We start from the raw sequence: 24,326 nt of genomic DNA, 5'->3' as shown, positions 1-24,326 counted from the left end.
TTTTAAGTTGGCTTGTTTACAGCGAGCGGGCCTTGTGGATGCCGCTATGAGTTTTGACTACGAGGAATTGGATTATCAGCCGACTGAATTGGGCGATTTGATGCTACGCAGACGACGCCTTCCGCAATTGGGCGATCTTGATATTTTCGAAGTGAAACTAGGGGAATACTTCTTGATGTCCTCGCTGTATCATGAAGCGGAGTGGCAACTATCGAAACTTGGGCTGGCAGCGACGGAAGGCGAGGAACTGGACGTCGTAGTAGGCGGCCTTGGACTGGGATACACTGCGGTTTCAGCGCTCGAGGATAGCCGGATCAACTCGCTCGTGGTGGTGGATTATCTAAAACCTGTGATCGAATGGCACCAAAAGGGACTGGTGCCGATGGGAGAGACTTTGAATTTGGACGAGCGCTGCAGGCTCGTGCATGAGGACTTCTTCGGCTTGTCTAGCGATGTTAAAAAGAGTTTCGACCCGCTGTACCCAGAAAAGAAGCACGATGCCATCTTGCTGGATATCGACCACACGCCCACCAACGTTCTCCATCAAACCAATACGCGGTTCTATACGGAAGAAGGGCTTCGCGAGATGGCGACCCGCCTAAAGCCGCGCGGTGTATTCGCCTTGTGGGCTGACGGGGAGCCAGAGGAAGGTTTTACTCAACATTTAGGAAAGATTTTTGGTGAAGTTCAGGCCCATAAAGTTGTATTCGCAAATCCCGTCACCAAGGGAAAATCTTGCGGCGCGGTTTACGTAGCCAAACGTGTTTGAAATGAACTTATTGCTGAAGCGTTGTACCGAAGGAGTTAGGACAAACTTATTACCTGGGCTCATCCTTCAGGCAATAGCATGTGTCGTAGTCGGTGTGTATTACTTGCGGCCAGAAGCCAGAGGCGCCTACGAATGGATCGCTGAGGTGAAAGTGGAGTACGGATACTGGTATTCGATGCTTTCGACTGGCGTATTCGGAGGCTTGATTCCGTTCCTTTACCTAGCATCCGTAGGGAAGGTAGAGCGCTCTGACTTTTGGGTGGTAGGGGCGTTTTTCCTGGGAGTGTGGAGCTGGAAAGGAATCGAAATCGACTTCCTCTACCGAATGCAGGCAGTGATGTTTGGCGACGACACCCAAACGCTAACCGTCGTTAAGAAGGTGCTCTTCGACCAATTCGTTTTCTGCCCCATCTGGTCGGCCCCTGCAACTGCCTTGCTTTACCGTTGGAAGGATTGCGGTTTTTCGTGGAGGCGTTTCACGAAGGAGTTGGACAGGGATTTTTTCCTCCTAGAAGTGCTGGGCGTTCTGGTGGCGATATGGGTGGTTTGGATTCCCGGGACAGCCTTCATTTACTCGATGCCGAGTCCGTTGCAGCTACCGCTCTTTCAACTCGTGCTTTGTTTCTTCGTGTTGTTGGTGAGCGTAATCGGCAGGAAACGAGTGGAAGCGATTGGCTAGTTCTACAGAGATTTTTTGATTGTTGCTGCCCAAGGAGGGAGTACGTTTCTGGCATGTCCGAAGAGTCAATACATGAGCGTCGTGAAGTCGCTTTGCGCGAAGAGTACGTCGAGCTTAACAAGCTGCTGAAATTCGAGAACATCGTCATGAGCGGCGGAGAAGCGAAGCAGCTGATAGGCTCAGGACATGTTTCTGTGGATGGTGAAACGGAAACCCGCGTTCGCCGAAAATTGGTAGCCGGAAACCGGGTACAAGTCGCTGATTTGGAAATCACGATCGTGGCAAAACCAGAGTGAGCTTCGTCCCCCCAGGCTATTGCCCCAATTGTGGGGAATACGTGGAGGAGGGTGCCTCCGCCTGCGAAAGCTGCGGAAGTTGCCCGGAAACGGGATGGAACGAAGATGCTATGTACGACGACCTCGACCTGCCTGATGATCAATCTGAGCGTGAGCCAGAAAACGGCCGCATCCTTGGGACGATCATCACGCTAGGCCTACTTGCTTTGCTCGTCTATGTATTCGTTTTGCGCTGACGTTTCTTGCGTAGCTTTGATTCGCACGAAATACGGCGACGCACCAGGGATAACGTCAATCTGATATAGGCCCTGTCCTAGTTCTGCCACTACGGACTCGATGTCGATCCAGCCGACGCTTGCCAAAGTGGCTGATGATTGCGCTCTCAAGTCTTCCTTTGGACCGGAATAACTTACTCGCAGCCGTAGCGTACTATCGCCAACGAGTTCAACGCTGAGCATATCAACTTGGTTCACCTCCTCTGCGACCATAGCTAGGTAGTCGATCTTCACGTTCTCGGTGTCAGAAACCGCAAATGCAATTGTTTGGGTTGCGTAACCTGCTTTGCTGAATGTCACGCTGTACGCCCCATTTCCGGGTAGCGGAACCGCGTAGGCACCTTCGCTTGAGCTATCGGTGTAGAAAAGGGCGCCGTCCACTTCAACTCGGACCCCACCTAGTCCCTCATCAATATCGTAGAAAGCGTCACTGTCACTGTCGAGAATCGTGACTCCTACCAGAAAAGCTGAGTCGAATCCGCTGCGAATGCCGAGGTTTTGCGTCACGATCATCGGCCCCACTGATTCGTTTGTTCCATGGATTATACCCACGCCGATCTCGCGATGGCCTGGAGTGTGAATGTTGTTTCGGTGTCCAGGCGGGTCTTGCATTCCTCCCACGCTCAAACCAGTTGAGCCGCTTGTTCCCCAATCGATATCGAAGCCAGCGTGCATATGCTCGTAGGACTTCGCGTATGCATAAACGTTTTCTCCCACGCTCCCCACAAAACCGTTCTTGGTAGTTCGCTGGCCTGGTCCATCGCCCGGCGAATACGGATCAGGTGGCGAAGCTGAAGAAGTGTGCCCTTGGAATTGATTGTCGAACATATCCAAACTATGGAGACGGGAAGCTGCGGTCAGGCGCTGGTTGATGGCGAGTGGGTGCGTCGTCTGCTGAAGAGTTGCGAATTGGGCATCCATCAAGTCGAGATCTACATCGAAGAAATCAATCGCGTTTACGACATTTGCTTCCGTTAGGTTCCTCAGCCGCGTCGCTTCAGCGACCGCGTCTGCTCGGGACCGATTGATCATTTCAACAATCAACACTTCGGCGGCACTCGGATTACCCACCTCGCTATAGGGATCAGCTGCTATGCTCGTACCGATCTGAATGTTGTCGATCACCCAGCCTAGGTCTGACTGGGTGAATGCACTGCCTCCGGTGAAATCGTACACAAAGCGAATCGAAACCGTCTGCCCGACAAAGTCGGCCAAATCGATCTCTACGAGTTCGAACCCCCCTTGAGTCGGTGCGGATCCGTCGCTGTTTCCCGCCCGCGACCACATTTCGGTAGGTGTTCCGTTTACCAATACCTGCAAGCGCGCGACTTGGTTCGGCGTCGCGAAACCCAACTGGCTTTGGAAAAAGAGTTTCGTGCCGCTTTGAACCGTGATCGTAGGTGAGAGCATCACTGAAATGTCGCTGAAACCTACGTTGGCTAAGCGAAACGCTGAGTCTCCCTCCGCCACAGTGTCCGACTGCAATACGGAGTAGGGATTACTGTTGCTCTGCTGGATGATGATTTCGTCGGTCGATTCCGCCTTTTCAATCCACACTCTCACTGGCCCGCTAGTAGCCGCTAATCGAAAGATTTGGTCAGGTTCCCAAGTCGCTATTTCGTCAGATCCGAAATCCTGCGGCGCGCAGATTGGCTGAGGAGGCGCGGGAACGGCAGGAGGCATCTCCCTCTCTGCCATCGCTTCGGGATTCGCGAAAATGGTTGCTGCTGATAGGAAGGACGCGAGGGACAAGCATTTCATTGTACAGATGGGGTAAGACACTGTGTAAAAGACCGTTTCAAGTAGGGTCTTCGCGGTAGGTTTGGAAATAAGCGTCCCGCTGGCGATTCCTCTTCCTACCTCGTTGCCATCGAGAGATAGGGGAAAGTCAAGCAAGCAAAGTAGTGGAACAAGTTAGTTGAAACGACGAAATTTACAACGGCTAACGCAGTTTACTCATTTAGCGGATTAGGCGAATTTGCTTTTGTGGTCTGTCAGTTAACCTAGGGTGCCCGAAATGCCAGTAGACTCTCATACTGTAAAAAGAACCTTCCGCTGGGATTGCGTGCGCGGTGGACTTTCCGGAGTCGTAGAAACTGGATATGGCGGGTTCGCGCTGATCGTAGCGATAGGTGTTTTTCAGGCTCCGGATACGGTCAAAGGAATTATCGCAGCTGCAGGACCGCTAGGGTTGTTGCTCAACCCAATAAGCCTCAGCATTTTTTCTCGCACAAACTGCACGGCTAGTCAGTTGAGTGCATGGATCGCCTACCTGGCGGGTGGCGCACTCTTGATGGCGAGCTTCGCTGAAAGCCTTTTGGGTTTTCTGGTTCCGGCGTGTTTCGCTTTCGCTTTGTCGGCGCAATCGATGCCTTTGCTCGTGCAAATTTGGACTTACAACTACCCTTCGAACAAGCGAGGCGCTTATTTGTCGATTAGCATGATGGCAAACGTGGCGGCAGCGTTTGCTTTCAGCGTAGCCGGTGGCTGGATACTCGATGCTAATATCAATTCCTATCGATGGGTATTCGTCGGAATATCATTAGCCTACCTTTTGTCAGGCGTAGCGGTTTCACGAATACCCTCTAACCCCGTGCAGAAGGGAGTGGCCCAGAACCCACTGCGAAACTTAGGATACGCGGTGGAGGACAAAAAGTTCGGCGTCCTACTGGTCAGTTGGATGTTTTTAGGCTTCGGAAACTTGATGGTGCTGCCTATAAGGGTGGAGTATCTCTTGCAGCCGGAGTACGGGATCCTCGCGAGTAAGCTTACTGTGATGATGGTGACGATCGGGATTCCCGCTGCGTTCCGTTTTCTGACCTCACGAATTTGGGGGTACTTGTTCGATAATTTGGATTTCATGCTGCTTCGCATTGTTTTGAACGCGATGATCATGCTCTCTATCGTCCTCTTTCTTACCACTGCCAACATGTGGATTATCTACAGTTCCGCAGCGGTCTTGGGAACCGCCATGGCGGGTGCGAATATTTCATGGAGCCTCTGGGTGACCAAGTTCGCTAAACCGGAACGCGCTTCGTCTTACATGAGCGTACACGCCTTCACCACCGGATTTCGTGGCATCTTGGCCCCGTTTCTGGGTTTCTATCTGATCTCAGGACTCGGTGCAACAAAGACGGCGATTGTCGGTGCTTCCTTGGTGCTGGTCTCGATCGTTATGGTGTCGGCAATGTACGTGACCCTTCGGCGGACAGGTCGACCCGTTCAGGCATAGGCCGAGAGTCCTAGAACAGAAAAAGGCGCCTCCCGTATGGAAGACGCCCGTGAAAGAGAACTAGCCAATTCGAATTTTTTAGCCCTTGAACTTGAAAGGGACGTTGATCTTGCAAGCGATTGCAGATCCACCCTTCTTGGCTGGGTTGAAGCGCCATTGCTTGACCGCGTCGAGGACTTCCGAATCAAGCGTAGCATCTGTCGACTTAGCAATTTCGGCACCCACTACGAAACCCTTTTCATCGATATTAATAGTGGCCATTACCATGCCGTCGAGATTGTTGGGGTTTTCAGGAGCGACGCTCTTCTTGACCGACGGTTGCTCGTCCCAGTCAGCTGCGTTGGCAGCGGGGAGCAGGGAAAAGGCTAGCGCGGCAAGCAGGAAGGCGTGTATCGCAGTCTTAAATTTCTTCATGGTAGTTGATTTGCTGTTGAATTTGAGATGATGGGATTTTTCGAGCGCAAGGCTTGAAAGAATAGACGCTTCATATCATCGGCTTCTCGCGAAACTTCCGTAGCAAATCGATTGGAAATTCTTTCGAATTTGGGGTGATCGCCCCTTTTGCTAGTCGCTTAGTCCCTCGTCAACGAGTGGGCATGAGTAGATGACTCCACCAGCCGGTGTGAAACGCTACCTAGGATCCCGGCGCAGGACCAGGCTGCGAACGGTTGAGCCTTCGTACGGCGAAGGAGCGCTGCTTGGATCATCGTCGCTGGTTTCAGCAGTTGGATATGGGTCTGATTCTACCCCCCTAGATTGGGGTCGCTGTGTCTGGGATATTCAGGAAAGCAGGAGGCCCTCGGGATCGATCCGTTTGCGTGAGTGAGAGTCTCAGAAACTGGATACGCGATTGGAAAGAATGCCTCGTTTCGAGCAAGGCGCTGCCAGCCGATTTAGTCGATTTTGAGCGTGAACTATCCGAGGCGGCTGCAAGGATGGCGCTGATGAAGATTCTGAGGGCTTTCTTGTTTTCCGCTATAGTGTTGTTTTTCCTGGCCTGCACGGCCCAATCCGCGAAAGAGAAGGCCGGTCCTCCGCTGAAGGTAGCGGAAAAGACACGCGTCGCCATCCCCCATTCTGCTTTGGGAAATGAGTACATCTTTTCAACTTCCCTGATTCCACAGTCGGTTGCAGCTACCAGTAAAGGCATGTTGGGAAGAGTTGTCTTCTTCGAACTTTTCGAGGACGGGCTCGACATGTACGAAACGACAAAAGGGCAAGTAGTGACGACCGACCTTCCCGCGAGAAGGCTTCTCGCGACGTTCCCCGTCATTGAGGATTCCGGGCGGGACATCGTGATCGACTTCAATGCTGGTATGCGGCGACTCGCTTACGGCAATTGGTATTCGATGGATACTCGATACGACGCTCGACAATTCGAGCGCAGCGCTGAATTGCCTCAGGCTCGAGTCTTCGAAGTCGTAGCTGAGGGTGATACTCTTTCCATCCGTCAAGCAGTACAGGCGAGAAGCCGCGTCAACGATCCCGATCTAGAGACTCGCTATGAGATCCGCTACTTCTTGCAGCCGTACGAAACGAGCGATTTCGAGCCGATAGAAATGAATGCAGAGGAAAATCGGTACCTGCGTTTCTTTGAATCAGCTGGTTTGTTGGAACTCGAATCGGGCCGCATATCGCGGAAGATCAGCCGCTTCGACATCTCTGAGCCCATCGTGTTCTATTACAGCGCGAACACACCCGAGAACCTTCAAGAGGCAGTCGAGGAAGGGATACTCTATTGGAACAAAGCCTTCGGAAAGGACGTTCTTGAAGCTCGTATTGCACCAGAGGGCGTGACGGCTCCGGATTCGAGCAGGAACATCATTCAATGGGTCCCCTGGGACTTAGCTGGGTTCGCATATGCGGACGCTCTCGTCGATCCTTTGACGGGGGAGATGTTACGCGGTCAGGCATACGTCACGAGCGCTTTCGACTTTCGCGGCAAGGATAGGGCGAGGAGACTGCTTAGATCGCTTCGCTCCCTGATTGACGAAGCCGAAGAGGACGAAGACGACGACAGCGAGGAGGAATTGCATGCGTTGCAACTCGGACATGCTGGATGCCGCGTGGATCCGATAGCTTTCGCAAAAAAGATGGCTGAAGGACTGGAAGAAGTCCTATCGGACCCCGATGTCACGGACGAGGCGATCGACAGGATCGCGAAAGCCTACGTGCGCAACGTTACAGCCCACGAGGTAGGACACGTGCTTGGCCTTCGCCACAATTTTGCAGCCAGCATGGACGCTACAGTTAGTCCGAAGGAATTGGATACCTTCGTGCAGGATTTTGTCGCGGGCAACGACCTTTCTAAATACGAGGACAAGCGCACGTCGACCTCAGTCATGGAGTATCCGATTTTCAAGGCTTCCATTTTTGATGGATGGAAAATCCTGCAAAGCGCCGAGGCGCTTGATCATGACGCAGCTGCGATTCGTTTCGCTTACCTCGATGACGATAGCATCAAAGATGCGAAACTGAGCTTTGGATCCGAGGAGGAGACCAATCGCTATGCGGATGTCCTTAGGCGCGACTTCGGCCTAAATCCAATCGAAGCCAACTATCGCGAGCTTTCGGTCGCGGCGAGGAGCCTACCGAACGCCGTCATTGAGCGTTTTATCAGTGATCGAGCTCCCGTGGATCCGAGGGACCGCAAATCGCTTGAGGCTGTCGAGCTAAACGCCAGCGGTTTTGCCCGGCGTTTCTCGGAACCCGTGAAACGTATGCTGGGATGGTTCGACAAGAATACGCGCTCGTTGGTCGTGGAAAGGGAATTTGAATACGTTGGGGACATAAATGAGGCTGAACGCTACGAAGCCCATTGGAAGAGGCTCGAATCGAGCTTAGACGAGCTAGGAGGCGTCGATCAGGTGATTTTCGCTCATTTGCCAGCAAAGATCAGCCTCAAGTCGAAGGACGGGCTCGAGCGACTCGAAAAGGCACCGAAACTGGAAGCTACCAACCTTATCGATTCGCTGAAAGAACTTCTGGATACGGACGCATACTCCACGTTCGTCGGCTTAGATGGCGAAACCTACACGTGGACTGTCGAAGAGAAGGAAATAATCGTAGAACGAAGCAGCGCACTATTTGAGAAGCTCGAAGAGGAAATTCTGCTGCAGACCTTGAGTCTCTTCGAGAACGCGACGCGAGATCTCGGTTTGGCGGCGACCGGAAACCTCTCCGACGAAGACAATATAGCAATTCTAGAAAAACGAATAATCGCGTTGGCGAAGCACATCATCCTCAAGCGAGACAAGGATTCTCGAATTGAAGGCAAGGTCGACAAAGCCTATGTGGAAGTTCCAGATTTCGAATACAAATACGAAACCCGCATGGCTGCCGCTAAAGCTTTGAACGATAAGACAGGGTCTTTCGAGTATTGGTCGAAGGAGGCCAAGCAATCCTTGCATGCAGACTTGAAGAGTGCGGTGGAGGGATCGCTGAACATCGACCTGTTCAAAAATTTCGATGACAAGATCCTATCGCGGTCATTGAGGGAGTGGTACTTGCAACAGCAAAACCTGCTCAAGATGCTTCCGCCCGCTCCAAAGCAATAGCTTTGGTTGGGAATTTGAAAATCGTCGATGGGTTTGACTTTAGAGCTAAATCCTACAATTGTAGGATATGAAGGAAAACGCACTGAAAGGGGAGGCTGAAAACGCTGATGTCAACATTTCACCACTGATCGACATGGTCTTCATCCTGTTGATCTTCTTCATCGTCACCACAGTTTTTGTAGAGGAAAACGGACTACATCTTGACACACCGGAAATCGTCCCTTCGAAGGACACAAACCCAACGGAGCCGTTCGTTTTAAAAATCAGCGAAGAGGGCTCTGTCTTCTTTAAGGGAGAAGAAATCGGCAGCTATGGTGTGAAGAGATGCATTCAGAACGCGCAATCAATGGGCCCGCTAGAAAGTATAACGCTTGAGGTACACCCTCAAGCGTCCGTTCAGATCGCAGCTATGGTTCTCGGACTCTGTAGCAACGCCCAAGTAGACAAGGTGACCATGAGGACTCGTCTTCTCGAGGAGTAAGCTGGCGATCGAGCCGCAACCTAAGGCTGCAGCCCATTATGCCCTACTTATCTGGCTTCCTCACGAGCTCTTCTCTGCGCGTAGGCGTCTCGGACGGAAGAGTATGGGTCGATGGACGAACGACGCATCGAATCGTACAATTCCATTAAAGCTGGCAGCCGATTCGTTATGTCTACGACACGGATAATTAAGCGGTCTTGCGAATCGTCAATTTGACTCCACGGCGTCGGAATCGGATCTACGGCATCGTCTCCGAAATCGGCTACAAAGTCTCTCAAGCTTGTAGGTCCCATGAAGGGTATGATCACGTAAAAACCATGGCCAATTCCCCAGGTGCCGAATGCTTGGCCGATGTCTTCGTTGCTGGTCTGCAAGCTGTCAAAGCGATCGCTCGGGCGGAACAGGCCTCCGAGACCAACGGTCGTATTCAAAACAAACTTACCCGTTTCCTTGCCAGCTTGCCCGAAGCGAGCTTGCAAGACATTCCCAGTAAAGCGGGAAGGGAACTTAAGATTCCTAAAAGCGTTTGCCAAGCCACGCTCCACCCGGTCAGGCATAACATTAGAGTAGGAACGAGCCAAAGGACGAGCGACCTTATCATACACGCCGTCATTAAAATTGAAGATAGCTCGATTAACCTTCTCGAACGGATCGTTAATGGAGACGGTTGATTGTTCCTCGAAGTCGTCGTTGAACAAATCGTCAAGGTCTATCCCGTCTTCTTGAGCGCCTACTGTGGCAGAGAGCGCTGTCGCCAGAATTAGAATACCGGAGTATCGTCTAGATTTCATGGTTGGTATCCTTTGTTACTCCTTGAGCTTACCTCGGAGCATCTCCAGCAAATCGGCAGCTGACTTAGTTTGGAAGTGTTCGTCAAACTGTTTTCGGTAGTTTGACACCATGCTGACGCCCTCGATCAGCACGTCGTAGACTTGCCAACCTCGGGACTTGACGTTGGCTAGCCGATAGCTGACGGAGACGAAGTTGCTTTTGTAGCGAACGCTCGTCACGATCTCGATTTTGTTGGATCCGAGGTCGTCTGTCTTGACGATCGATATATTCGGCTTGGGGCCGTTCTCCAGTTCGCGCGTGTAGGCGCGTATCAGCAAATCGGATATGAGCACCGTGATCTGATCTTGCTGGGTAGCGGAGAGTTCGTTCCAGTTTCTGCCGAGCGCTCTGCGAATGATGATATCGAATGAGAAGCGTTCTTGAAGAAGCGTCAGAATCTGAGTCCGCTTGGAATCGAGCGAGAGTTCCTGTTCAGGGGCGTGCAGCAAGTCCAGAACATCTGAGATCGTTTGTTCGAGCAGTTTTTCAGGCGACTCTTCTGCTTTCACCTCTGTGGTGGAAGCGAAGATGAGGGCGATAACAGCTAAGGAGCTTAGGAAGGTTTTGTAGCTCATGGTAGTTTGTAGTTAGTTCGTGAACGTTTGCGGGACAGGCTTGACTGAAGCTTTTTCTACTCCTCCGAAACCGACCCGAATGCAAATCGGCTGATGAGGCCTTCGATGTCGATCGCGGGTTCCGTATCGACGATCGCCCCGTCCAAGGGCATACCGATCCCGGGCGTTCCCGGATAGATTGCAATGTATTTGTCTCCGATCAGACCATTCGTCTTGATCGCGGCTGTAGCGTCATCGAAGAGCTCTATATCCTTGTTGATTCGCAATTCGATTTCAGCCTTGAGGGTTTCCGGATTGAGGATGATCGGACCTACTGTCCCTATCTTGACGCCCGCCACAGTTATGTTGCTGCCGGAACTTAATCCTCCGATATTGGTGAAGATGGCGGTGACCCTTTGGTCGTCACTACCGAGAAAACGGGCACTGCCGATTTGCACGGCCATGTAGACGATGGCGAGTAGGCCGACGATGACGAAAAGGCCTACTGAGAAGTCTATTTTCTTACTATTCATTTTGATAAATCGAATTGCGGCTTAGGCGGGCGATAGCTGCGGGTTAAGGAAGGGCTTCAAGTCTTCAGGTGGGTTGGCGAGCAGGTCGTCAGGAGTTCCCCAGTACTTGATCTCTCCAGCGTCGAGCCAGGCGATCTTGTCAGAGATTTCGAATACTTCAGGGACATCGTGGCTGACCATTATGACCGTAAACCCAAAGCGCTTGCGGTAGCTGCGGATCATATCGAAAACGCTGTATTTGCGTTGCGGGTCGAGGCCAGTAGTCGGCTCGTCGAAGAGGATGATTTCGGGATTGGTGATAAGGGCGCGAGCCAAGGCGACTCGCTTCTTCATCCCGCCGGAAATTTCAGCTGGATACTTTTTCCGGGCAGCGGTCAGGTCCAATTGTTCGAGGAGATCGGAGACACGTTTCTTTATTTCCGTGGCTTTGGCTTTGCCTTTCTCGCGAAGGGGGAGAGCTACGTTTTCCTCAACTGTCATGGAGTCGAAGAGCGCGTTTTGCTGAAACATGTAGCTGCATGGAGGAGCCCCCTTCTCGTCGCCTGCGGCGATGCTGCCGGCATCGGGAGCCATTAGCCCTGAAATGCACTTCAACAGCACCGACTTGCCGGTACCACTTTTACCGATGACGGTAGTGTGGCTGCCTAGCGGTATGTCCATGTCTATGCCCCCGAGAACGACCTGTTCGCCAAATGCCTTTTTCAGGCCGCGAAGTTTCAGTGTTGTTGCCTCGCTCACGACGCCATTTGGAAAGAGGTTATCAGGTAGTCGAACATCAAGATCGCGATACTCGAATAAACCACCGCTCGCGTCGTGGTTTGGGAAACCCCTCGAGCGCCGGGAATATCCGACTTGAGATGGGTGTAGTAGCCCTGGAACGCGCAGATCATTGTCGTAACGATTCCAAACACGAGGGCCTTCAAAAGACCGTTCACTATGTTCTGTACGCTCACTGCCTCGTAAATGCGATTCCAGTAAGCACCGGGATCGACTCCGAGCAACTCAACGCCAGTGAGGTAGCCACCGTATATTCCGATCAGGTCGAAAAAGGTAGTGAGGATGGGGAAGGCGATGATGGCAGCCCAAAGTCGCGGGGAGACGAGGAAACCGATAGGATTTATCTGCATGGTGTGCAGAGCGTCGATTTGCTCGGCGTTTCTCTGGATGCCGATTTCCGCGGAAAGGGCGCTGCCAGCTTGGCCGACGATCATGATTGCGGTGAAAACGGGGCCTATTTCCAGTATAATAGAAAGCGCCACCGCCTGACCCAGGAGGCTTTCCGAACTGAATTTGGTGAGGACGTAGTATAGCTGCAGCCCAAGGACAAGACCGGTGAAAAGCCCGACGATCAGGGTGATGGGCACGCAACGCACTCCGATTTCGAAAATGGAGCGGGTCAGCTTCTCCATTATGTGCCGCTGGCCAGGGAGTGCCACGGATGCCTTACCGGAAAATCCGGCAAGTTCTCCCAATTCGCTCACCAAGCGTATGCTATGCCTTCCTACTTTGCTGATCATCTATTAATGAATCATCTAAATTTGACTGAGACTCTCCTTCGTACGTTTGGCAGGCCTCATCGATTCGGTAAATTCGCTGAGGAGGCAACAAAAGGATTCCTGATAGACTGTCACCCACAAAGTTTGTGCTAAAAAGGATACTTTTTTATTGGGTTCCAGGCTCCAGAGCCTGCATGGGCCCAACTACTTAGAGCCATCCGGCCAACCCCCACGAAACGTTCAGAACCCTAGACTTTTGACTTCTGACCACGAGTCGTGTTGTCTCAGCCCACAATGAATCGGGTCTTCGTAACAATCTTGCTACTGACGCTCTTCGCCCCTGTTTGCCAGCTCATGGCTGGAGGCGAGGGTGAAAAGGCGGTTTCCAGCAAGCAATTTGGCCCCTATCAAGCGCTTACCTTCGACGCCTCGATCCTTCGCGACGTGAAATACGTTCCCGAAGAACAAAACGTCTATCTCCAACTTTTCCCGGATTATAAGGAAAAGGAAATCATCGTTAAGCTCTCCCATGACTCCTTCGCCAACTACCGCGAGTGGGCTCACGGAGGCTACGAGCTCGTATCGCCGGTCAACCAAGGGAAAGTGCCCTACGGTAGGACCGACTTTGTCAACACCTCTGCCAACTTCATCGAATATTGGATGGATGGAGAGGTCTTTCTACATTTGAAGTGCGTTAAATAGGCACCCGCCGACTTTTTAGGAGGTTAGCTGTCGCCCAATAACAAGGGGAATCAGGGAATCATGAGTCCAGTTCGCAAACCAAACATGTCCTTCTTAAGTGGGGTTAGTCTCGCCAAGAAAAGTGACTACCAGACTTGGATGTTCGCCGCCGCCGGCCTAAGCCTGCTTTTTATCGCCGTCTACTCAGCGTTCAGCGTCGTCGAAAACATCATCGAAGACTCCGAACACTACGAAGAGGTGCATCTGCCGAACTTCGCAGCGATCACCACCGGCAACGATCGCAAGCAGGCATTCTTTGACTTCCTCGAACCCTTCGTGGCGGAAGCCAATGGCAACATTCTCGAAGAGCGTGCCGCTGCCCTGAAACTCGAAGCCTATTTCGAGCGAAACGGCCGCCTCAACGGCAGTCGGATGGAGGCGTTCAACGATCAACGCCAAATCTACAAGCTCGATCCGGTCGAGTCGGCAAGCTCTCGCTCATTCGAGGAACTGCTCAATCGGGTGGACACTATCCCTGCGTCGTTGGCTCTAGCCCAAGCGGCAATCGAGAGCGGGTGGGGCACTTCTCGGTTCGCTCGCCAAGGAAACAACCTTTTTGGCATGTGGTGCTACGAACCAGGTTGCGGGCTCGTACCCAAGCGCCGGTCCCCGGGTAAGACACACGAGGTCACGGTCTACCGCAGTCCCCGCGAATCATTCCTCGCCTACCTGCGCAACTTGAATACCGGCTCTGCCTACACCGCGCTCCGCGACATCCGTGCGGCACATCGGGAGAATGGCGTCGAGCCTACGGGCCGCGATCTGGCGCCCGGACTCGTGCGCTATTCGCAGGAGCGTTGGACCTATGTCGACAAGGTGCGCGGCATGATCTCCGCTAACGGCCTGGACGAGCGTTGAGCGGCGGAGGATGGGAACCGAAGCGTTTCCCTCGTGATACGCCAACACCAACGCGTAGCGGTGCGCTTTGCTTCTCGCGCTTTGCGGATTGAAACAGGCGCCTAAGTAACTCGCAAACCTGTCGCTCGGTCGCAGAAGGCATCGCTTAGCCTGTAAAGCGCAAGTGATCAGGGTGTTATGTGCTTGCGCAGCCTCAGTGGCTATTCGCTTGGCGCACGCATTGCGGTCAAAGTCGAGGCAGAGTAGGCTGAGCAGCCCATCGATTGTCTTAGTATCCTACCTGCCTGAGCCGCTGCGGGCGTGCCTCCGCAGCAAATCCAACTGAAAGATAGGGAGAAACAAACGCATGAATACACTGACACGATACCTAAACGCAGGGCTCGCAGCAGCAGGCCTGGCGACGTTTGCGGTTGCCGCACCGCATCACTGGGAACTGGAAGGAGGATACGTCACCGGCGACGCCGACGTCGATAACGTCGACGTCAACGAAGACAACATCTCGTTCAGCGCAGCCTACTACTTTAAGGCCTTCGATCCGTCCGGACGCTCTATCCACGAAGCTCCTTATCTCGACCGGTCTTCGTTCATAAAATTCGGAGCCGACATAGAGGAATTTGACGATGATTTAGACAATCTGGTGGAGTCGGACATTTATAATTTTAGCGGCGCCCTTATCGATCCGGAAACCGGATGGTACGGGAAACTGGGATACATCGACGCAGACGCTGACATGTCGGCCGGCGAAAGCCCCGGAATAGCGGTCGTAGGCTACCGTCCTGCCTACGACGGCTTTGCCTTAGCTGCAGGTAAGTACGTTGCGCAGAACACGACCTTGGAACTGGAGTATGCATCGGTAGACGTCGACGGAGACTTTTTCATACAGAGCGGGAGCGGCTCGGATACGGATTTGGTCGGCCTCGGGTTCAAACACTACGGACAGTTCACCGATGCGGTCGGATTCAGTATCGAAGGGAGCTACTACTTCGTGGACTTGGATGTGGCTGATTTCGAAGACCTCGACGACGACCCGTTCGACAGCAGCGGCGAGGTGTACGACTTCACGTTCACACTGTATCCGGTTCGCGAGCTAGCCGTTGGAGTTTCCTACTCGGATGCGGACGACTTGATGGGCACTCCGTACTATTCAGCCAGTTCTCTGGTGAAAGACGGCCTAGGCGTATTTGGCGAGTGGTACTTTACCGAATCGTTTGCCTTAAGCGTGCTTTACAACGACCAGAGGTACGACATCGCCAATCCGGACGACTTCAACGATCCCGGAAAGGTAGAAGGCGATAGCCTCATGTTCGCCGCAAAATTTCGCTTCTAGGGACTGTCCTAAAGCCCAACCACTTCCATGCCCTCCGCCCGCGTCAGAGCAGAACACGGGCGGGGGGGGAGGCGGTATATTCGCTGGTCCGTCGCTTAGAAAAAACAGCATCGGCGTCAGGTGACAGCGCCGACAAGGCTGCAATTGCTTAGCGGCAACACCCAGACTCAGTGCTTGACGCACCTTACGTGTATGCTCCTAGAGTCTGTAATCCATTCCCTGTCATAGGGATTGGGAGGAGATCGAAACTTGTTCTGGCCGTAGCCTCTAGTAATTCTACGGATTCGAGCCCCTCCTCCCGCCAATGTCCCACCCCACCTGTTAGGATTCCTCTTTTCGATGAAGGAATCCGAATCCACTCCTCCCGCCTCTGAGCCCTGTTACGCTCACACGCATCCCGAGTTTCCGCGTCCCAAGGACGCGGAAACGCACTGGGAGAAGTTGTATACGGAGTGCTCGAGCGGGACCTGTACGGGGCTCGATGATTGTTGTTCGAAATGCGGTCATCTCGATAAGGTGGCGCGACTGACTGCCAAATTCGCGGAAGAAATGTTTCCGGAGGGAAGCGAGGAAGCGAACTCAGCAAGAGAATGGGGATGGCTGGCGGGCCTGTGGCACGATCTAGGGAAGTTCGCCCCGGAGTGGCAGGAGTATTTAAAGAGGAAGGTGAGCGATGCTCACCAAGACGAGTGTATCGGAAAAGTGGATCATTCTACGGCGGGGGCTCAGTGGGCGGTGTCTCGGAATGCGATGTTGGGGCACTTGTTTGCATACGCGATTGCAGGGCATCATAGCGGCTTGGCTGACTCCGAGAGCGAATCGGCATGTTTGTCGAAACGATTGAAGAAGTCAGTGGCTCCGCTTGGAACGATCCCTGACGCGCTCGCTCGACTGGATGTACCCAAACTTCCGCCAGCTGTTCAGCGACGGTTTCGAGATCCTTTGCTTCCCAATGCGTCACCCGTTTTCGCTCTTTATTCTCGGATGCTCTTCTCTTGCTTGGTCGATGCGGATTTTCTGGCGACGGAGTCGTTCATGAATCCCGGTCAGGCAAAAGACCGGAGCAAAGCGCCTTCGTCTTTGATCGAACGGATGGACCAGATTTTGACGCAGCACGTTGAGGATTTTGGGGTACCAAATTCGAGCGTCAACCAAGCTCGCTCTGCAGTCCATCAGCAGTGCCTGGAAGCCGCTGAGAACCCCGTGGGGCTCTTCACCCTGACAGTCCCGACCGGTGGAGGCAAAACCCTGTCATCGCTCGCCTTCGCGCTGCGACACGCAATTCGTCATCGGCAGAGAAGGGTGATCTACGTCATCCCGTTCACTTCCATTATCGAGCAGAATGCCCAGGTCTTCGCCGAGGTGTTTGATGCGCTGTCGAAGGAGTTAGGCATTCCTATCGTGCTCGAGCACCATTCCAATCTATCGCCCGAATCGGAAACGATACAGACGCGGCTGGCTTCGGAAAATTGGGATGCACCGATCATTGTCACGACAGCGGTTCAGTTCTACGAATCGTTGCACGCGGCGAGAACTTCGAGCTGTCGTAAATTGCATAACATCGCCAACTGCGTCGTCATTTTGGACGAGGCTCAGTGCCTGCCGAGAGACTACCTTCATCCGTGTTTGGATGTGTTGCAGCAGCTCGCGGCCATTTATCACACTTCGGTGGTTCTTTGCACTGCGACGCAACCGGCGATCAAGAAGTCTGAGGCGTTTCCGATTGGAATCGGCGAGTCGTTAGAAATCATCTCCGACCCTCAGTTGTTGTTCGAAGACCTTCGCCGGGTTCGAGTCATAAACCGTGGTCCGCTTGATGATGAGACGGTCGCTGGTGAGATGGATGCTGAACTCCAGTGTCTGGCAATTGTGAATACGAGGAGGCATGCACGAGAGTTGTTCAATCGCCTTTCGTCCGTTGGCGAAGCGTTTCACTTGTCCACGTTGATGTGTCCGATTCACCGTAAAAGTATTTTACGTGAAGTGCGCGAGCGTCTTGTAATGAAAAAATCGGTACGGCTTGTCTCCACGCAGTTGATTGAAGCGGGCGTGGATGTAGATTTTCCGAGGGTGTATCGCTCGATGGCGGGAATCGACTCGATTGGACAGGCGGCAGGGCGTTGCAATCGAAATGGGAAATTGGAATCGCTGGGGGAGACCCATTTGTTTGCCTCGGAGCATCAACGCTCGGAATCTTACTTCAGGGAGACCACGAATGTGACTTCGCAAGTTCTGGCGCTGAACGAGGATCCATTGTCACTCTCAAGCGTCGAGCAGTTTTTTCAACTCTACTATCACGAACATCGCCCCGCGAACGGCAAGCGGTGGGACAGCAAGGAGATCTTGGAAGACTATCGCTTGAACCAAGACCGCTCGCTTCCGTTTGGATTCCAGTTCCGGGAAGTCGCAAAGAAGTTTCGGCTCATTGAGAACGACCAGACTTCAATCGTTATCCCTTACGATGGGGAAGCGAAGGCGCTTATCGAGGAATTGCGAAACGAGGTCATTCCCCTCCATCGCGATCTTCTGCGCAAGCTTCAGTCGTATGTGGTTCAGCTGCGAAAAACGGAGTTTCAGAAGAATCACCAACAGTTCGAACGCGTACGCGACGGGCAGTTTCATATCTTGATCTGCCCCGAGACTCACTATTCGCCGCACTTCGGCCTGCACTTCGAAAACGCGAACCAAGATTTATTGATATGTACGGAATAAAACTCGAAATCTCGGGCGACTACGCCTTGTTCTCTCGGCCGGAAATGAAGGTCGAACGCGTCTCCTACGACGTGATCACTCCATCTGCAGCTCGCGGTATTTTGGAGGCGATTTACTGGAAGCCGCAGATCCGTTGGGTGATCGACCGGATTCACGTTATTAACCCAATCCGCTTCACCAATGTGCGGCGGAACGAGATTTCGTCGAAGATTCCGATAAAGGGAAAGTCAGGAGTCAGCGCTGCGATGAAGGAGGGAAAGGGAAACCTTAGCATCGATGTGACCGACCACCGGCAGCAGCGCGCTTCGATGCTGCTTCGAGATGTGCGTTACGTGATCGAAGCGCATTTTGAGATTCTCGACCGCCGATTTGATCGCGGTGGGCCTGAACTTCCGGAGAACCAGGTTGCGGGGAAACACCTCGACATGTTCAAGCGTCGCGCGAAGCGGGGACAGTGCTTTCAGCAACCTTACTTTGGATGCCGAGAGTTTCCGGTTCGGTTTACCCTGTTGGAGGAAGAGGATGCCCTGCCGGTTTCGGACGAGTCGTTGAGCGGCGAGCGGGATCTAGGTTTTATGCTGCACGACATCGATTTCGAGCAGGATCATCAGTCCAAAAAAGTCAGATCGACGACTCCGCGTTTTTATCGAGCCCGCATGCGAGACGGCGTGATCGATGTCAGGGATTCGCTCGCTCAAACCTCAACCGTCTCCTAAGCGATGATCCTTCAATCATTATATGAACTGTACGGTCGTCTCGCGGATGATCCGGCCTTCGAGATATCGGAGCCGGGGTTCTCGCCGCAGAAGATCTCGTTCAAGATTTGGCTGCATCCAAGTGGGGAGTTGCACGATATCCTGGACGCGAGGAAACCGAACGAGAAAGGAAAAATGCTTCCGGATCGGATTCAGGTTCTCGGTGAATCCAAGCCTTCAGGCTCCGGGATCAACCCGTGCTTTCTCTGGGACAATCAGACCTATTTGCTGGGCCGTACGCCTGACGGGAAAGATGCGAGTTTCGCTCAGCTGAGATTCGAAGGATTTCGAGAAAAGCACCTTGCGGCTGAAGAGGAAATTAACTCGGAGTCCTTTGGCGCAGTTTGTCGCTTCCTAGAGAAGTGGTCGGCAGAGAGGCTTTCTGGATTCCAAATACTGAATGAAGTGGGGACTGGATTCGGTGTATTTCAGATGGTCGGGGCTACGCGGCCAGTACATGAATCCGAAGATATTAAACGGTGGTGGCGTGAGAACCTGCCTTCGAACGAAGCAGCTGACATGGGACAGTGTCTGCTCACTGGCGAGTCTGCTCCGATTGCTCGCTTGCATCCGAAGATAAAGGGAATCGCTGGAGCTCAATCGGCTGGCGCATCTCTGGTCTCCTTTAATGACGCTGCCTACGAGTCTTATGGCAAAACTCAGAGCTATAACAGCCCAGTTGGCGAAGATGCGGCCTTTCGCTACGGCACAGCATTGAACGCAATGTTGAACGGTCCGAAGTCGCACAAGCATCGTATGCGAATCGGGGATACAACTTGTGTTTTCTGGACGGATCGAGAGAGCCTCGTCGAAGATATTTTCGCGGAATTTGCCAGCGATGGTTCGCATGCGGTGGAGCAGGTGCAAGATCCGCAGGTGCGTCAGAAGCTGGAGGTATTTCTCAAGGCGCTGCGACAGGGTCGGGAAGCGGATGCTGAATTGGACTCAAGCCCAGACGCAACGCGATTTTATCTGTTAGGACTCGCCCCCAACGCAGCTCGCTTGTCGGTGCGGTTCTTTTATCAGTCATCACTCTCTGAGTTGCTGAGCAACCTGCGAGCTCATCGTCGCGACTTGGAGATCATTCGCGAGTTTGAGAGTCCAGTAGGAAAACGTCGGGCAGATTCGGACTTTCCTGCTTATTGGGAGTTTCTTCGTGAAACGGTTCGGCAGGGCGACGACCCATCGCCGCTGTTGGGCGGTGCCATGTTGCGGTCTATCTTGGAGGCGACTCCGTATCCAGAATCTCTATTCACGGCGATCCTTCGTCGCGTTCATATCGAACGATCCGTAAATTATATAAAGGCCGCGGCTATCAAGTCCGTGCTCGTTAGGAATCACAAAAAATCCATCCACATTATGCTCGATCAAGAAAACAAGGAATCCTCCTACCTGCTCGGCAGGCTATTCGCCATCCTCGAAAAAATCCAAGAGGAGGGCCATCGCGAACAAACAGGGCGCAGTCTCGATAAAACGATTCGAGAGACCTATTTCTCCACCGCTTGCTCGACCCCTGCAGCTGTGTTTTCGCGCATTGAGCAGTTATCGACGCACCACCGACGCCACCTGAACCCGGGGCGGAAAGTCCAATTTGATCGCATGATCGCAGACGTCAAATGGCCGCAAGAGCCGAGCGTCGGTATCAAGAAATCCCATAACCTAGAGGAGCAAGGTTTGTTCATTCTCGGTTATTATCACCAGCGAAGATCGCTATTTTCCAAAGTAGAAGCCGATTCAGCCGTTGCGACTGCTTAACCCTCCACAACGAATCCTCAGAATATAATTATAATGAAAAACAGATACGATTTTGTCGTTCTCTTCGATGCCCAAGACGCGAACCCAAACGGTGACCCGGATGCGGGCAACCTACCTCGAGTCGATGCAGAAACGGGGCAGGGCTTAGTGACTGATGTTTGCCTGAAACGTAAAATACGGAACTTTGTACAAACAACCCGACCGGACCATAGAATTTACTTTGGCGAGAATATCGTTCTCAACGACCAAAACGAAGAGGCGTACAAGGCTCTCGATTTGGGAGATCCCAAGAAATCAAAGCAGGCTGAGCGCGACAAAGCTAGGGCGTGGATGTGCGAGAACTTTTACGACGTCAGGGCCTTTGGCGCAGTGATGTCTACCGAGATCAACTGCGGTCAGGTGCGCGGTGCGACACAGTTGTCTTTTGCGCGTTCCATTGACCCTATTGTGACGAGCGAACACGCAATTACTCGAACCTCGGTTACAAACCAGAAGGATATCGAGAAAGGAAGAACGATTGGTCGAAAATTCACAATTCCCTATGGCTTGTATCGAGCTCACGGATTCGTGAATCCTTTTCTGGCGGATCAAACGGGCTTTTCGGATGAAGACCTTGAGCTGCTGTTCACGGCACTTGAGAATGCCTTCCAATTCGATCAATCCGCTGCCCGGCCTGCTGGAAGCATGGCGATGCGCGGTCTACTGGTTTTCAAGCACGACTCGCAGCTTGGCAATGCTCCCAGCCACAAGTTGTTTGATCTTGTGACTGTGGCGAAGAAGGAGGGAGTGGAGGTTCCTCGCTCTTTCTCCGACTACGAAGTATCCATCGACGAAGCACAGATTCCGGAAGGAGTGACTTTAATCAAACGAATCTAGGATTTGGAATCCGTGTCTTCAGGTTCGGTGGAGCGCAGCGGCGAGGATAGCCTCGTCGCTATTTCTGCTTTGCAGCATTGGCTGTATTGTCCGCGTCAGTGCGCGCTTATCCATTTGGAAAGGGTGTGGTCCGAGAATCGCTTCACCTCGGAGGGGAAGGTGATGCACGAGCGAGCTCACGATGGGCCGGACGAGCTAAGAAAGGGCGTCCGGATTGCCCGTGGGCAGCATGTGCGGTCACTCGTCCTAGGCCTCACTGGGCAGTGCGACATTATCGAATTCCACTCTGATGGAGGGATCGTGCCGGTGGAATACAAGCGTGGTAAGCCTAAGGCCCATCGGGCGGACGAGGTCCAGCTCTGCGCTCAGGCGATTTGCCTGGAGGAGATGAAGGAGACGAGCATCGGGCGCGGCTTTCTCTACTACGGGAAGAACCGGCGTCGGCACGAAGTCGCGTTTGACGACGAATTGCGTTCGCTGGTGGCGAAGACCGCTGTGGAGGTGAACGAATGCCTAGAAGGCGGAAGAACTCCAAAATCTGAATACAATAAGAAATTGTGCGAGGCTTGTTCGTTGATCGAGCAATGCCAGCCGAAGGTGCTCGGTCGCTCGGTATCGAGATGGTTCAAGGACAACCTAGAGACTCAAAACTGATATACCGAACCTCAACCGTGTAGAACATTATGAAAACCCATTTGAACACGCTGTTCGTTACTTTGGAGGGCGCTTACCTGCACAAGGACGGGGCTGCGGTCGAAATCAGGCACGAGGGCGTATCTAAACTTCGGGTACCGCTGCACAACCTGGAAGGGATCGTTTGCTTCGGTTGGAATACGGTGGCGTCCGCGGGTGTGATGGCAGCGTGTTCGGAGGCTCAGGTGTCATTGTCGTTTCACAATCCGAACGGACGTTTCTTGGCGGCGACTCGGGGCTTCGCCTCGGGCAATATTCACCTGCGGCGAGAGCAATACCGCAAAGCGGACGATGCTGTTGAAAGTTTGCAGATCGCGACGCACATGGTGGCCGCCAAACTATCCAACAGCAGGACAGTGCTGCTCCGAGCGCGGCGCGACCACGGGGAAAAGGAGCCGGAACGGGCGAGTCGCCTGCGAGGCGCGGCTGACGAGATACGCAAGAGCCTTCGCTACTCGATGGAAGTGGCGGACCTGGACTCGCTGAGAGGAGTCGAGGGAGACGCGGCGGCGGAGTACTTCGGCGCGTTTTCCGATATGATCTTGCTCACAGGCGAGCGGATGCAGATGCGCGGGAGGAATCGGCGGCCGCCTCTGGACCCGATCAACGCTTTGCTCTCCTTTTGCTACAGCTTGCTGATGCATGACTGCCGCTCCGCCTTGGATAGCTGCGGGTTGGATCCACAATGCGGATACCTGCATCGCGATCGACCGGGTCGCCCCTCCTTGGCTCTGGATCTAATGGAAGAGTTTCGCGCGTACGTCGCAGACCGTGTGGCGTTGAACCTGTTGAACCGCAGGCAGATTACGGAAAAGGATTTCGATTACGAGCCTTCTGGAGCGGTAATGATGAAGGAGGACTCGCGGAAGAAAGTCCTGGTTGCATGGCAAGAACGCAAGAAAGAGGAGGTGCTGCATCCCTTTACCAAAGAGAAGTGCACCTTAGGGCTTTTGCCACACTTGCAAGCGCGGTTGCTGGCTCGCTTTATCCGAGGCGACTTGGACGCGTATCCCGCTTTTCTGTGCAGGTGAGGGGATAGGTTCCGGAGTTGAGACTTTTGAATAGGGAAGGAATAGGGAAATGTATGTGCTGATTGCTTACGATGTATCGACTTTAACGCCAGCAGGGAAAAAGCGTTTGCGGCACGTGGCCAAGGCGTGCCTTGATTACGGGCAGCGTGTGCAAAACTCCGTGTTTGAGTGCAAAGTCGATCCGGGGCAACTTGTTGAACTAAGAGCGCGGTTGCTAGGGATTATGAAGGAATCGGAGGATTCGATTCGCATCTATAACTTGGGAACGAACTGGCAGCGGCGCGTGGAGCATATGGGCGCTAAGCAACCCTTCGATATCGATGGGACGCTCTTAGTCTAAAAGCGCGAACCCCAAGTGCACAATAGCCGAGGCGGCGGTTCGCAAGTAGCGTAAGCTCTTTTGCTACAGGTTCTTTGACAGTCAGCTACGTTTCGAAAGAAACGAGCAATTAAATTTGCCACGGGGTTCGCAACTCGTGAGTCTTAAAACGTTGGCGGATAGGAGCCTATCGTATCCGCCGTCGCTCCCTTCACGGGAGCGCGGATTGAAACACCGTCAAGGACGCGAAAACAGCAGGGCTTTGGGGTCGCTCCCTTCACGGGAGCGCGGATTGAAACTCAAAAACCGATCCAGAACGGAGGCGTAAGCCGGTCGCTCCCTTCACGGGAGCGCGGATTGAAACTATCGATGAGGTTGTTAGAGATTTTTTATTATGGTCGCTCCCTTCACGGGAGCGCGGATTGAAACTTTCGGTGCCGCTCCGCTTATTGGCCTTGCAGGTCGCTCCCTTCACGGGAGCGCGGATTGAAACATCAAGCACGTAGTAGCAACCGACGCCCTCCTGTCGCTCCCTTCACGGGAGCGCGGATTGAAA

The 24,326-nt window shown here is 53.2% G+C and carries 24 protein-coding genes and 1 CRISPR repeat array; of the genes, 17 read left to right on the top strand and 7 right to left on the bottom strand.

Features of this window, described 5'->3' with window-relative positions; translation table 11 throughout:
- Nucleotides 1-46 precede the first annotated feature (46 nt).
- From QEH53_RS18235 to QEH53_RS18220, 4 genes are read left to right on the top strand one after another with little or no spacing between them, the layout of a single operon-like run.
- Complete coding sequence (locus QEH53_RS18235) at nucleotides 47-769, top strand: hypothetical protein (RefSeq protein WP_309024651.1); 723 nt, start codon at nucleotides 47-49, stop codon at nucleotides 767-769.
- Nucleotide 770: 1 nt separating this feature from the next.
- Nucleotides 771-1,448, top strand: a complete 678-nt coding sequence (locus QEH53_RS18230; protein ID WP_309024650.1) for a hypothetical protein — start codon at nucleotides 771-773, stop codon at nucleotides 1,446-1,448.
- 53 nt (nucleotides 1,449-1,501) lie between these two features.
- Nucleotides 1,502-1,744, top strand: coding sequence for an RNA-binding S4 domain-containing protein (locus QEH53_RS18225; RefSeq protein ID WP_309024649.1), 243 nt, complete (start codon nucleotides 1,502-1,504; stop codon nucleotides 1,742-1,744).
- Nucleotides 1,741-1,980 carry a zinc-ribbon domain-containing protein gene (locus tag QEH53_RS18220; protein WP_309024648.1) on the top strand — a complete coding sequence of 80 codons (240 nt, stop codon included), beginning with the start codon at nucleotides 1,741-1,743 and terminating at the stop codon, nucleotides 1,978-1,980. The genes QEH53_RS18225 and QEH53_RS18220 overlap by 4 nt, the downstream gene beginning before the upstream one ends.
- Here QEH53_RS18220 and QEH53_RS18215 read toward each other — a convergent pair.
- Complete coding sequence (locus tag QEH53_RS18215; RefSeq protein WP_309024647.1) at nucleotides 1,942-3,780, bottom strand: CAP domain-containing protein; 1,839 nt, start codon at nucleotides 3,778-3,780, stop codon at nucleotides 1,942-1,944. The two genes, QEH53_RS18220 and QEH53_RS18215, sit on opposite strands and share 39 nt — an antisense overlap.
- Nucleotides 3,781-4,036: 256 nt before the next feature.
- Between QEH53_RS18215 and QEH53_RS18210 the strand changes: the two genes are divergently transcribed.
- The gene (locus QEH53_RS18210; RefSeq protein WP_309024646.1) at nucleotides 4,037-5,251 is read left to right on the top strand and encodes an MFS transporter; all 1,215 of its coding nucleotides are present in this window, start codon (nucleotides 4,037-4,039) and stop codon (nucleotides 5,249-5,251) included.
- 78 nt (nucleotides 5,252-5,329) lie between these two features.
- On the opposite strand, the gene QEH53_RS18205 is transcribed toward QEH53_RS18210, so the two are convergent.
- Entirely contained in the window at nucleotides 5,330-5,665 is a 336-nt protein-coding gene (locus QEH53_RS18205) for an energy transducer TonB (protein WP_309024645.1), read from the bottom strand.
- A gap of 404 nt (nucleotides 5,666-6,069) precedes the next feature.
- Between QEH53_RS18205 and QEH53_RS18200 the strand changes: the two genes are divergently transcribed.
- A complete protein-coding gene (locus tag QEH53_RS18200; RefSeq protein ID WP_309024644.1) occupies nucleotides 6,070-8,808 on the top strand; it encodes a zinc-dependent metalloprotease in 2,739 nt (912 codons plus the stop codon).
- A 67-nt stretch (nucleotides 8,809-8,875) separates the two neighbouring features.
- Nucleotides 8,876-9,289 (top strand): biopolymer transporter ExbD, encoded by a 414-nt coding sequence (locus tag QEH53_RS18195; protein WP_309024643.1) that lies wholly within the window; start codon nucleotides 8,876-8,878, stop codon nucleotides 9,287-9,289.
- A gap of 47 nt (nucleotides 9,290-9,336) precedes the next feature.
- Here the strand turns inward: QEH53_RS18195 and QEH53_RS18190 are convergent, their stop codons facing one another.
- The 5 genes from QEH53_RS18190 to QEH53_RS18170 are packed head-to-tail and all read right to left on the bottom strand — an operon-like array spanning nucleotide 9,337 to nucleotide 12,724.
- The gene (locus tag QEH53_RS18190) at nucleotides 9,337-10,080 is read right to left on the bottom strand and encodes a VacJ family lipoprotein (protein WP_309024642.1); all 744 of its coding nucleotides are present in this window, start codon (nucleotides 10,078-10,080) and stop codon (nucleotides 9,337-9,339) included.
- Between the two features lie 15 nt (nucleotides 10,081-10,095).
- Nucleotides 10,096-10,695, bottom strand: a complete 600-nt coding sequence (locus QEH53_RS18185) for an ABC transporter substrate-binding protein (RefSeq protein ID WP_309024641.1) — start codon at nucleotides 10,693-10,695, stop codon at nucleotides 10,096-10,098.
- A gap of 56 nt (nucleotides 10,696-10,751) precedes the next feature.
- Entirely contained in the window at nucleotides 10,752-11,207 is a 456-nt protein-coding gene (gene mlaD / locus QEH53_RS18180; RefSeq protein ID WP_309024640.1) for an outer membrane lipid asymmetry maintenance protein MlaD, read from the bottom strand.
- A gap of 21 nt (nucleotides 11,208-11,228) precedes the next feature.
- Complete coding sequence (locus QEH53_RS18175) at nucleotides 11,229-11,945, bottom strand: ATP-binding cassette domain-containing protein (RefSeq protein ID WP_309024639.1); 717 nt, start codon at nucleotides 11,943-11,945, stop codon at nucleotides 11,229-11,231.
- Nucleotides 11,942-12,724, bottom strand: coding sequence for an ABC transporter permease (locus QEH53_RS18170; RefSeq protein ID WP_309024638.1), 783 nt, complete (start codon nucleotides 12,722-12,724; stop codon nucleotides 11,942-11,944). Before QEH53_RS18170 ends, QEH53_RS18175 begins: the two co-directional genes overlap by 4 nt.
- 273 nt (nucleotides 12,725-12,997) lie before the next feature.
- On the opposite strand from QEH53_RS18170, the gene QEH53_RS18165 reads away from it, so the two are divergent.
- The 10 genes from QEH53_RS18165 (at nucleotide 12,998) to cas2 (ending at nucleotide 23,791) form a co-directional block, all read left to right on the top strand.
- On the top strand, nucleotides 12,998-13,405 hold the full coding sequence (locus QEH53_RS18165) for a hypothetical protein (protein ID WP_309024637.1): 408 nt from the start codon (nucleotides 12,998-13,000) through the stop codon (nucleotides 13,403-13,405).
- A gap of 60 nt (nucleotides 13,406-13,465) precedes the next feature.
- Nucleotides 13,466-14,302 carry a glucosaminidase domain-containing protein gene (locus tag QEH53_RS18160; protein ID WP_309024636.1) on the top strand — a complete coding sequence of 279 codons (837 nt, stop codon included), beginning with the start codon at nucleotides 13,466-13,468 and terminating at the stop codon, nucleotides 14,300-14,302.
- A gap of 346 nt (nucleotides 14,303-14,648) precedes the next feature.
- Complete coding sequence (locus QEH53_RS18155; protein ID WP_309024635.1) at nucleotides 14,649-15,629, top strand: hypothetical protein; 981 nt, start codon at nucleotides 14,649-14,651, stop codon at nucleotides 15,627-15,629.
- A gap of 339 nt (nucleotides 15,630-15,968) precedes the next feature.
- Nucleotides 15,969-18,341: a CRISPR-associated endonuclease Cas3'' gene (locus tag QEH53_RS18150; RefSeq protein WP_309024634.1), complete on the top strand. Its 2,373-nt coding sequence runs from the start codon at nucleotides 15,969-15,971 to the stop codon at nucleotides 18,339-18,341.
- Nucleotides 18,329-19,057 (top strand): type I-C CRISPR-associated protein Cas5c, encoded by a 729-nt coding sequence (cas5c, locus tag QEH53_RS18145; RefSeq protein ID WP_309024633.1) that lies wholly within the window; start codon nucleotides 18,329-18,331, stop codon nucleotides 19,055-19,057. Before QEH53_RS18150 ends, cas5c begins: the two co-directional genes overlap by 13 nt.
- 3 nt (nucleotides 19,058-19,060) lie before the next feature.
- A complete protein-coding gene (cas8c, locus tag QEH53_RS18140; protein ID WP_309024632.1) occupies nucleotides 19,061-20,851 on the top strand; it encodes a type I-C CRISPR-associated protein Cas8c/Csd1 in 1,791 nt (596 codons plus the stop codon).
- A gap of 33 nt (nucleotides 20,852-20,884) precedes the next feature.
- Nucleotides 20,885-21,727 carry a type I-C CRISPR-associated protein Cas7/Csd2 gene (gene cas7c / locus QEH53_RS18135; RefSeq protein WP_309024631.1) on the top strand — a complete coding sequence of 281 codons (843 nt, stop codon included), beginning with the start codon at nucleotides 20,885-20,887 and terminating at the stop codon, nucleotides 21,725-21,727.
- Between the two features lie 12 nt (nucleotides 21,728-21,739).
- A complete protein-coding gene (cas4, locus tag QEH53_RS18130; protein WP_309024630.1) occupies nucleotides 21,740-22,381 on the top strand; it encodes a CRISPR-associated protein Cas4 in 642 nt (213 codons plus the stop codon).
- A gap of 29 nt (nucleotides 22,382-22,410) precedes the next feature.
- Nucleotides 22,411-23,451, top strand: coding sequence for a type I-C CRISPR-associated endonuclease Cas1c (cas1c, locus tag QEH53_RS18125; protein WP_309024629.1), 1,041 nt, complete (start codon nucleotides 22,411-22,413; stop codon nucleotides 23,449-23,451).
- Nucleotides 23,452-23,500: 49 nt separating this feature from the next.
- Nucleotides 23,501-23,791, top strand: coding sequence for a CRISPR-associated endonuclease Cas2 (gene cas2, locus QEH53_RS18120; protein ID WP_309024628.1), 291 nt, complete (start codon nucleotides 23,501-23,503; stop codon nucleotides 23,789-23,791).
- 180 nt (nucleotides 23,792-23,971) lie between these two features.
- Nucleotides 23,972-24,326: a CRISPR direct-repeat array (repeat unit 31 nt; unit sequence GTCGCTCCCTTCACGGGAGCGCGGATTGAAA).

Source organism: Pelagicoccus sp. SDUM812002 (genome assembly GCF_031127835.1).
In the GTDB taxonomy this organism is placed as follows: Bacteria; Verrucomicrobiota; Verrucomicrobiia; order Opitutales; family Opitutaceae; genus Pelagicoccus.
The sequence above is the reverse complement of the archived record's forward strand: the minus strand, read 5'-3'. Positions and strand labels throughout refer to the sequence as shown.

Excerpts from the sequence above, each read along its gene's own strand:
- QEH53_RS18235 (WP_309024651.1), top strand. The coding sequence starts at position 47 with ATGAGTTTTGACTACGAGGAATTGGATTATCAGCCGACTGAATTGGGC.
- QEH53_RS18230 (WP_309024650.1), top strand. The coding sequence starts at position 771 with ATGAACTTATTGCTGAAGCGTTGTACCGAAGGAGTTAGGACAAACTTA.
- QEH53_RS18225 (WP_309024649.1), top strand. The coding sequence starts at position 1,502 with ATGTCCGAAGAGTCAATACATGAGCGTCGTGAAGTCGCTTTGCGCGAA.
- QEH53_RS18215 (WP_309024647.1), bottom strand. The coding sequence starts at position 3,780 with ATGAAATGCTTGTCCCTCGCGTCCTTCCTATCAGCAGCAACCATTTTC.
- QEH53_RS18210 (WP_309024646.1), top strand. The coding sequence starts at position 4,037 with ATGCCAGTAGACTCTCATACTGTAAAAAGAACCTTCCGCTGGGATTGC.
- QEH53_RS18205 (WP_309024645.1), bottom strand. The coding sequence starts at position 5,665 with ATGAAGAAATTTAAGACTGCGATACACGCCTTCCTGCTTGCCGCGCTA.
- QEH53_RS18195 (WP_309024643.1), top strand. The coding sequence starts at position 8,876 with ATGAAGGAAAACGCACTGAAAGGGGAGGCTGAAAACGCTGATGTCAAC.
- QEH53_RS18190 (WP_309024642.1), bottom strand. The coding sequence starts at position 10,080 with ATGAAATCTAGACGATACTCCGGTATTCTAATTCTGGCGACAGCGCTC.
- QEH53_RS18185 (WP_309024641.1), bottom strand. The coding sequence starts at position 10,695 with ATGAGCTACAAAACCTTCCTAAGCTCCTTAGCTGTTATCGCCCTCATC.
- mlaD (WP_309024640.1), bottom strand. The coding sequence starts at position 11,207 with ATGAATAGTAAGAAAATAGACTTCTCAGTAGGCCTTTTCGTCATCGTC.
- QEH53_RS18170 (WP_309024638.1), bottom strand. The coding sequence starts at position 12,724 with ATGATCAGCAAAGTAGGAAGGCATAGCATACGCTTGGTGAGCGAATTG.
- QEH53_RS18165 (WP_309024637.1), top strand. The coding sequence starts at position 12,998 with ATGAATCGGGTCTTCGTAACAATCTTGCTACTGACGCTCTTCGCCCCT.
- QEH53_RS18160 (WP_309024636.1), top strand. The coding sequence starts at position 13,466 with ATGAGTCCAGTTCGCAAACCAAACATGTCCTTCTTAAGTGGGGTTAGT.
- QEH53_RS18155 (WP_309024635.1), top strand. The coding sequence starts at position 14,649 with ATGAATACACTGACACGATACCTAAACGCAGGGCTCGCAGCAGCAGGC.
- QEH53_RS18150 (WP_309024634.1), top strand. The coding sequence starts at position 15,969 with ATGAAGGAATCCGAATCCACTCCTCCCGCCTCTGAGCCCTGTTACGCT.
- cas5c (WP_309024633.1), top strand. The coding sequence starts at position 18,329 with ATGTACGGAATAAAACTCGAAATCTCGGGCGACTACGCCTTGTTCTCT.
- cas8c (WP_309024632.1), top strand. The coding sequence starts at position 19,061 with ATGATCCTTCAATCATTATATGAACTGTACGGTCGTCTCGCGGATGAT.
- cas7c (WP_309024631.1), top strand. The coding sequence starts at position 20,885 with ATGAAAAACAGATACGATTTTGTCGTTCTCTTCGATGCCCAAGACGCG.
- cas1c (WP_309024629.1), top strand. The coding sequence starts at position 22,411 with ATGAAAACCCATTTGAACACGCTGTTCGTTACTTTGGAGGGCGCTTAC.
- cas2 (WP_309024628.1), top strand. The coding sequence starts at position 23,501 with ATGTATGTGCTGATTGCTTACGATGTATCGACTTTAACGCCAGCAGGG.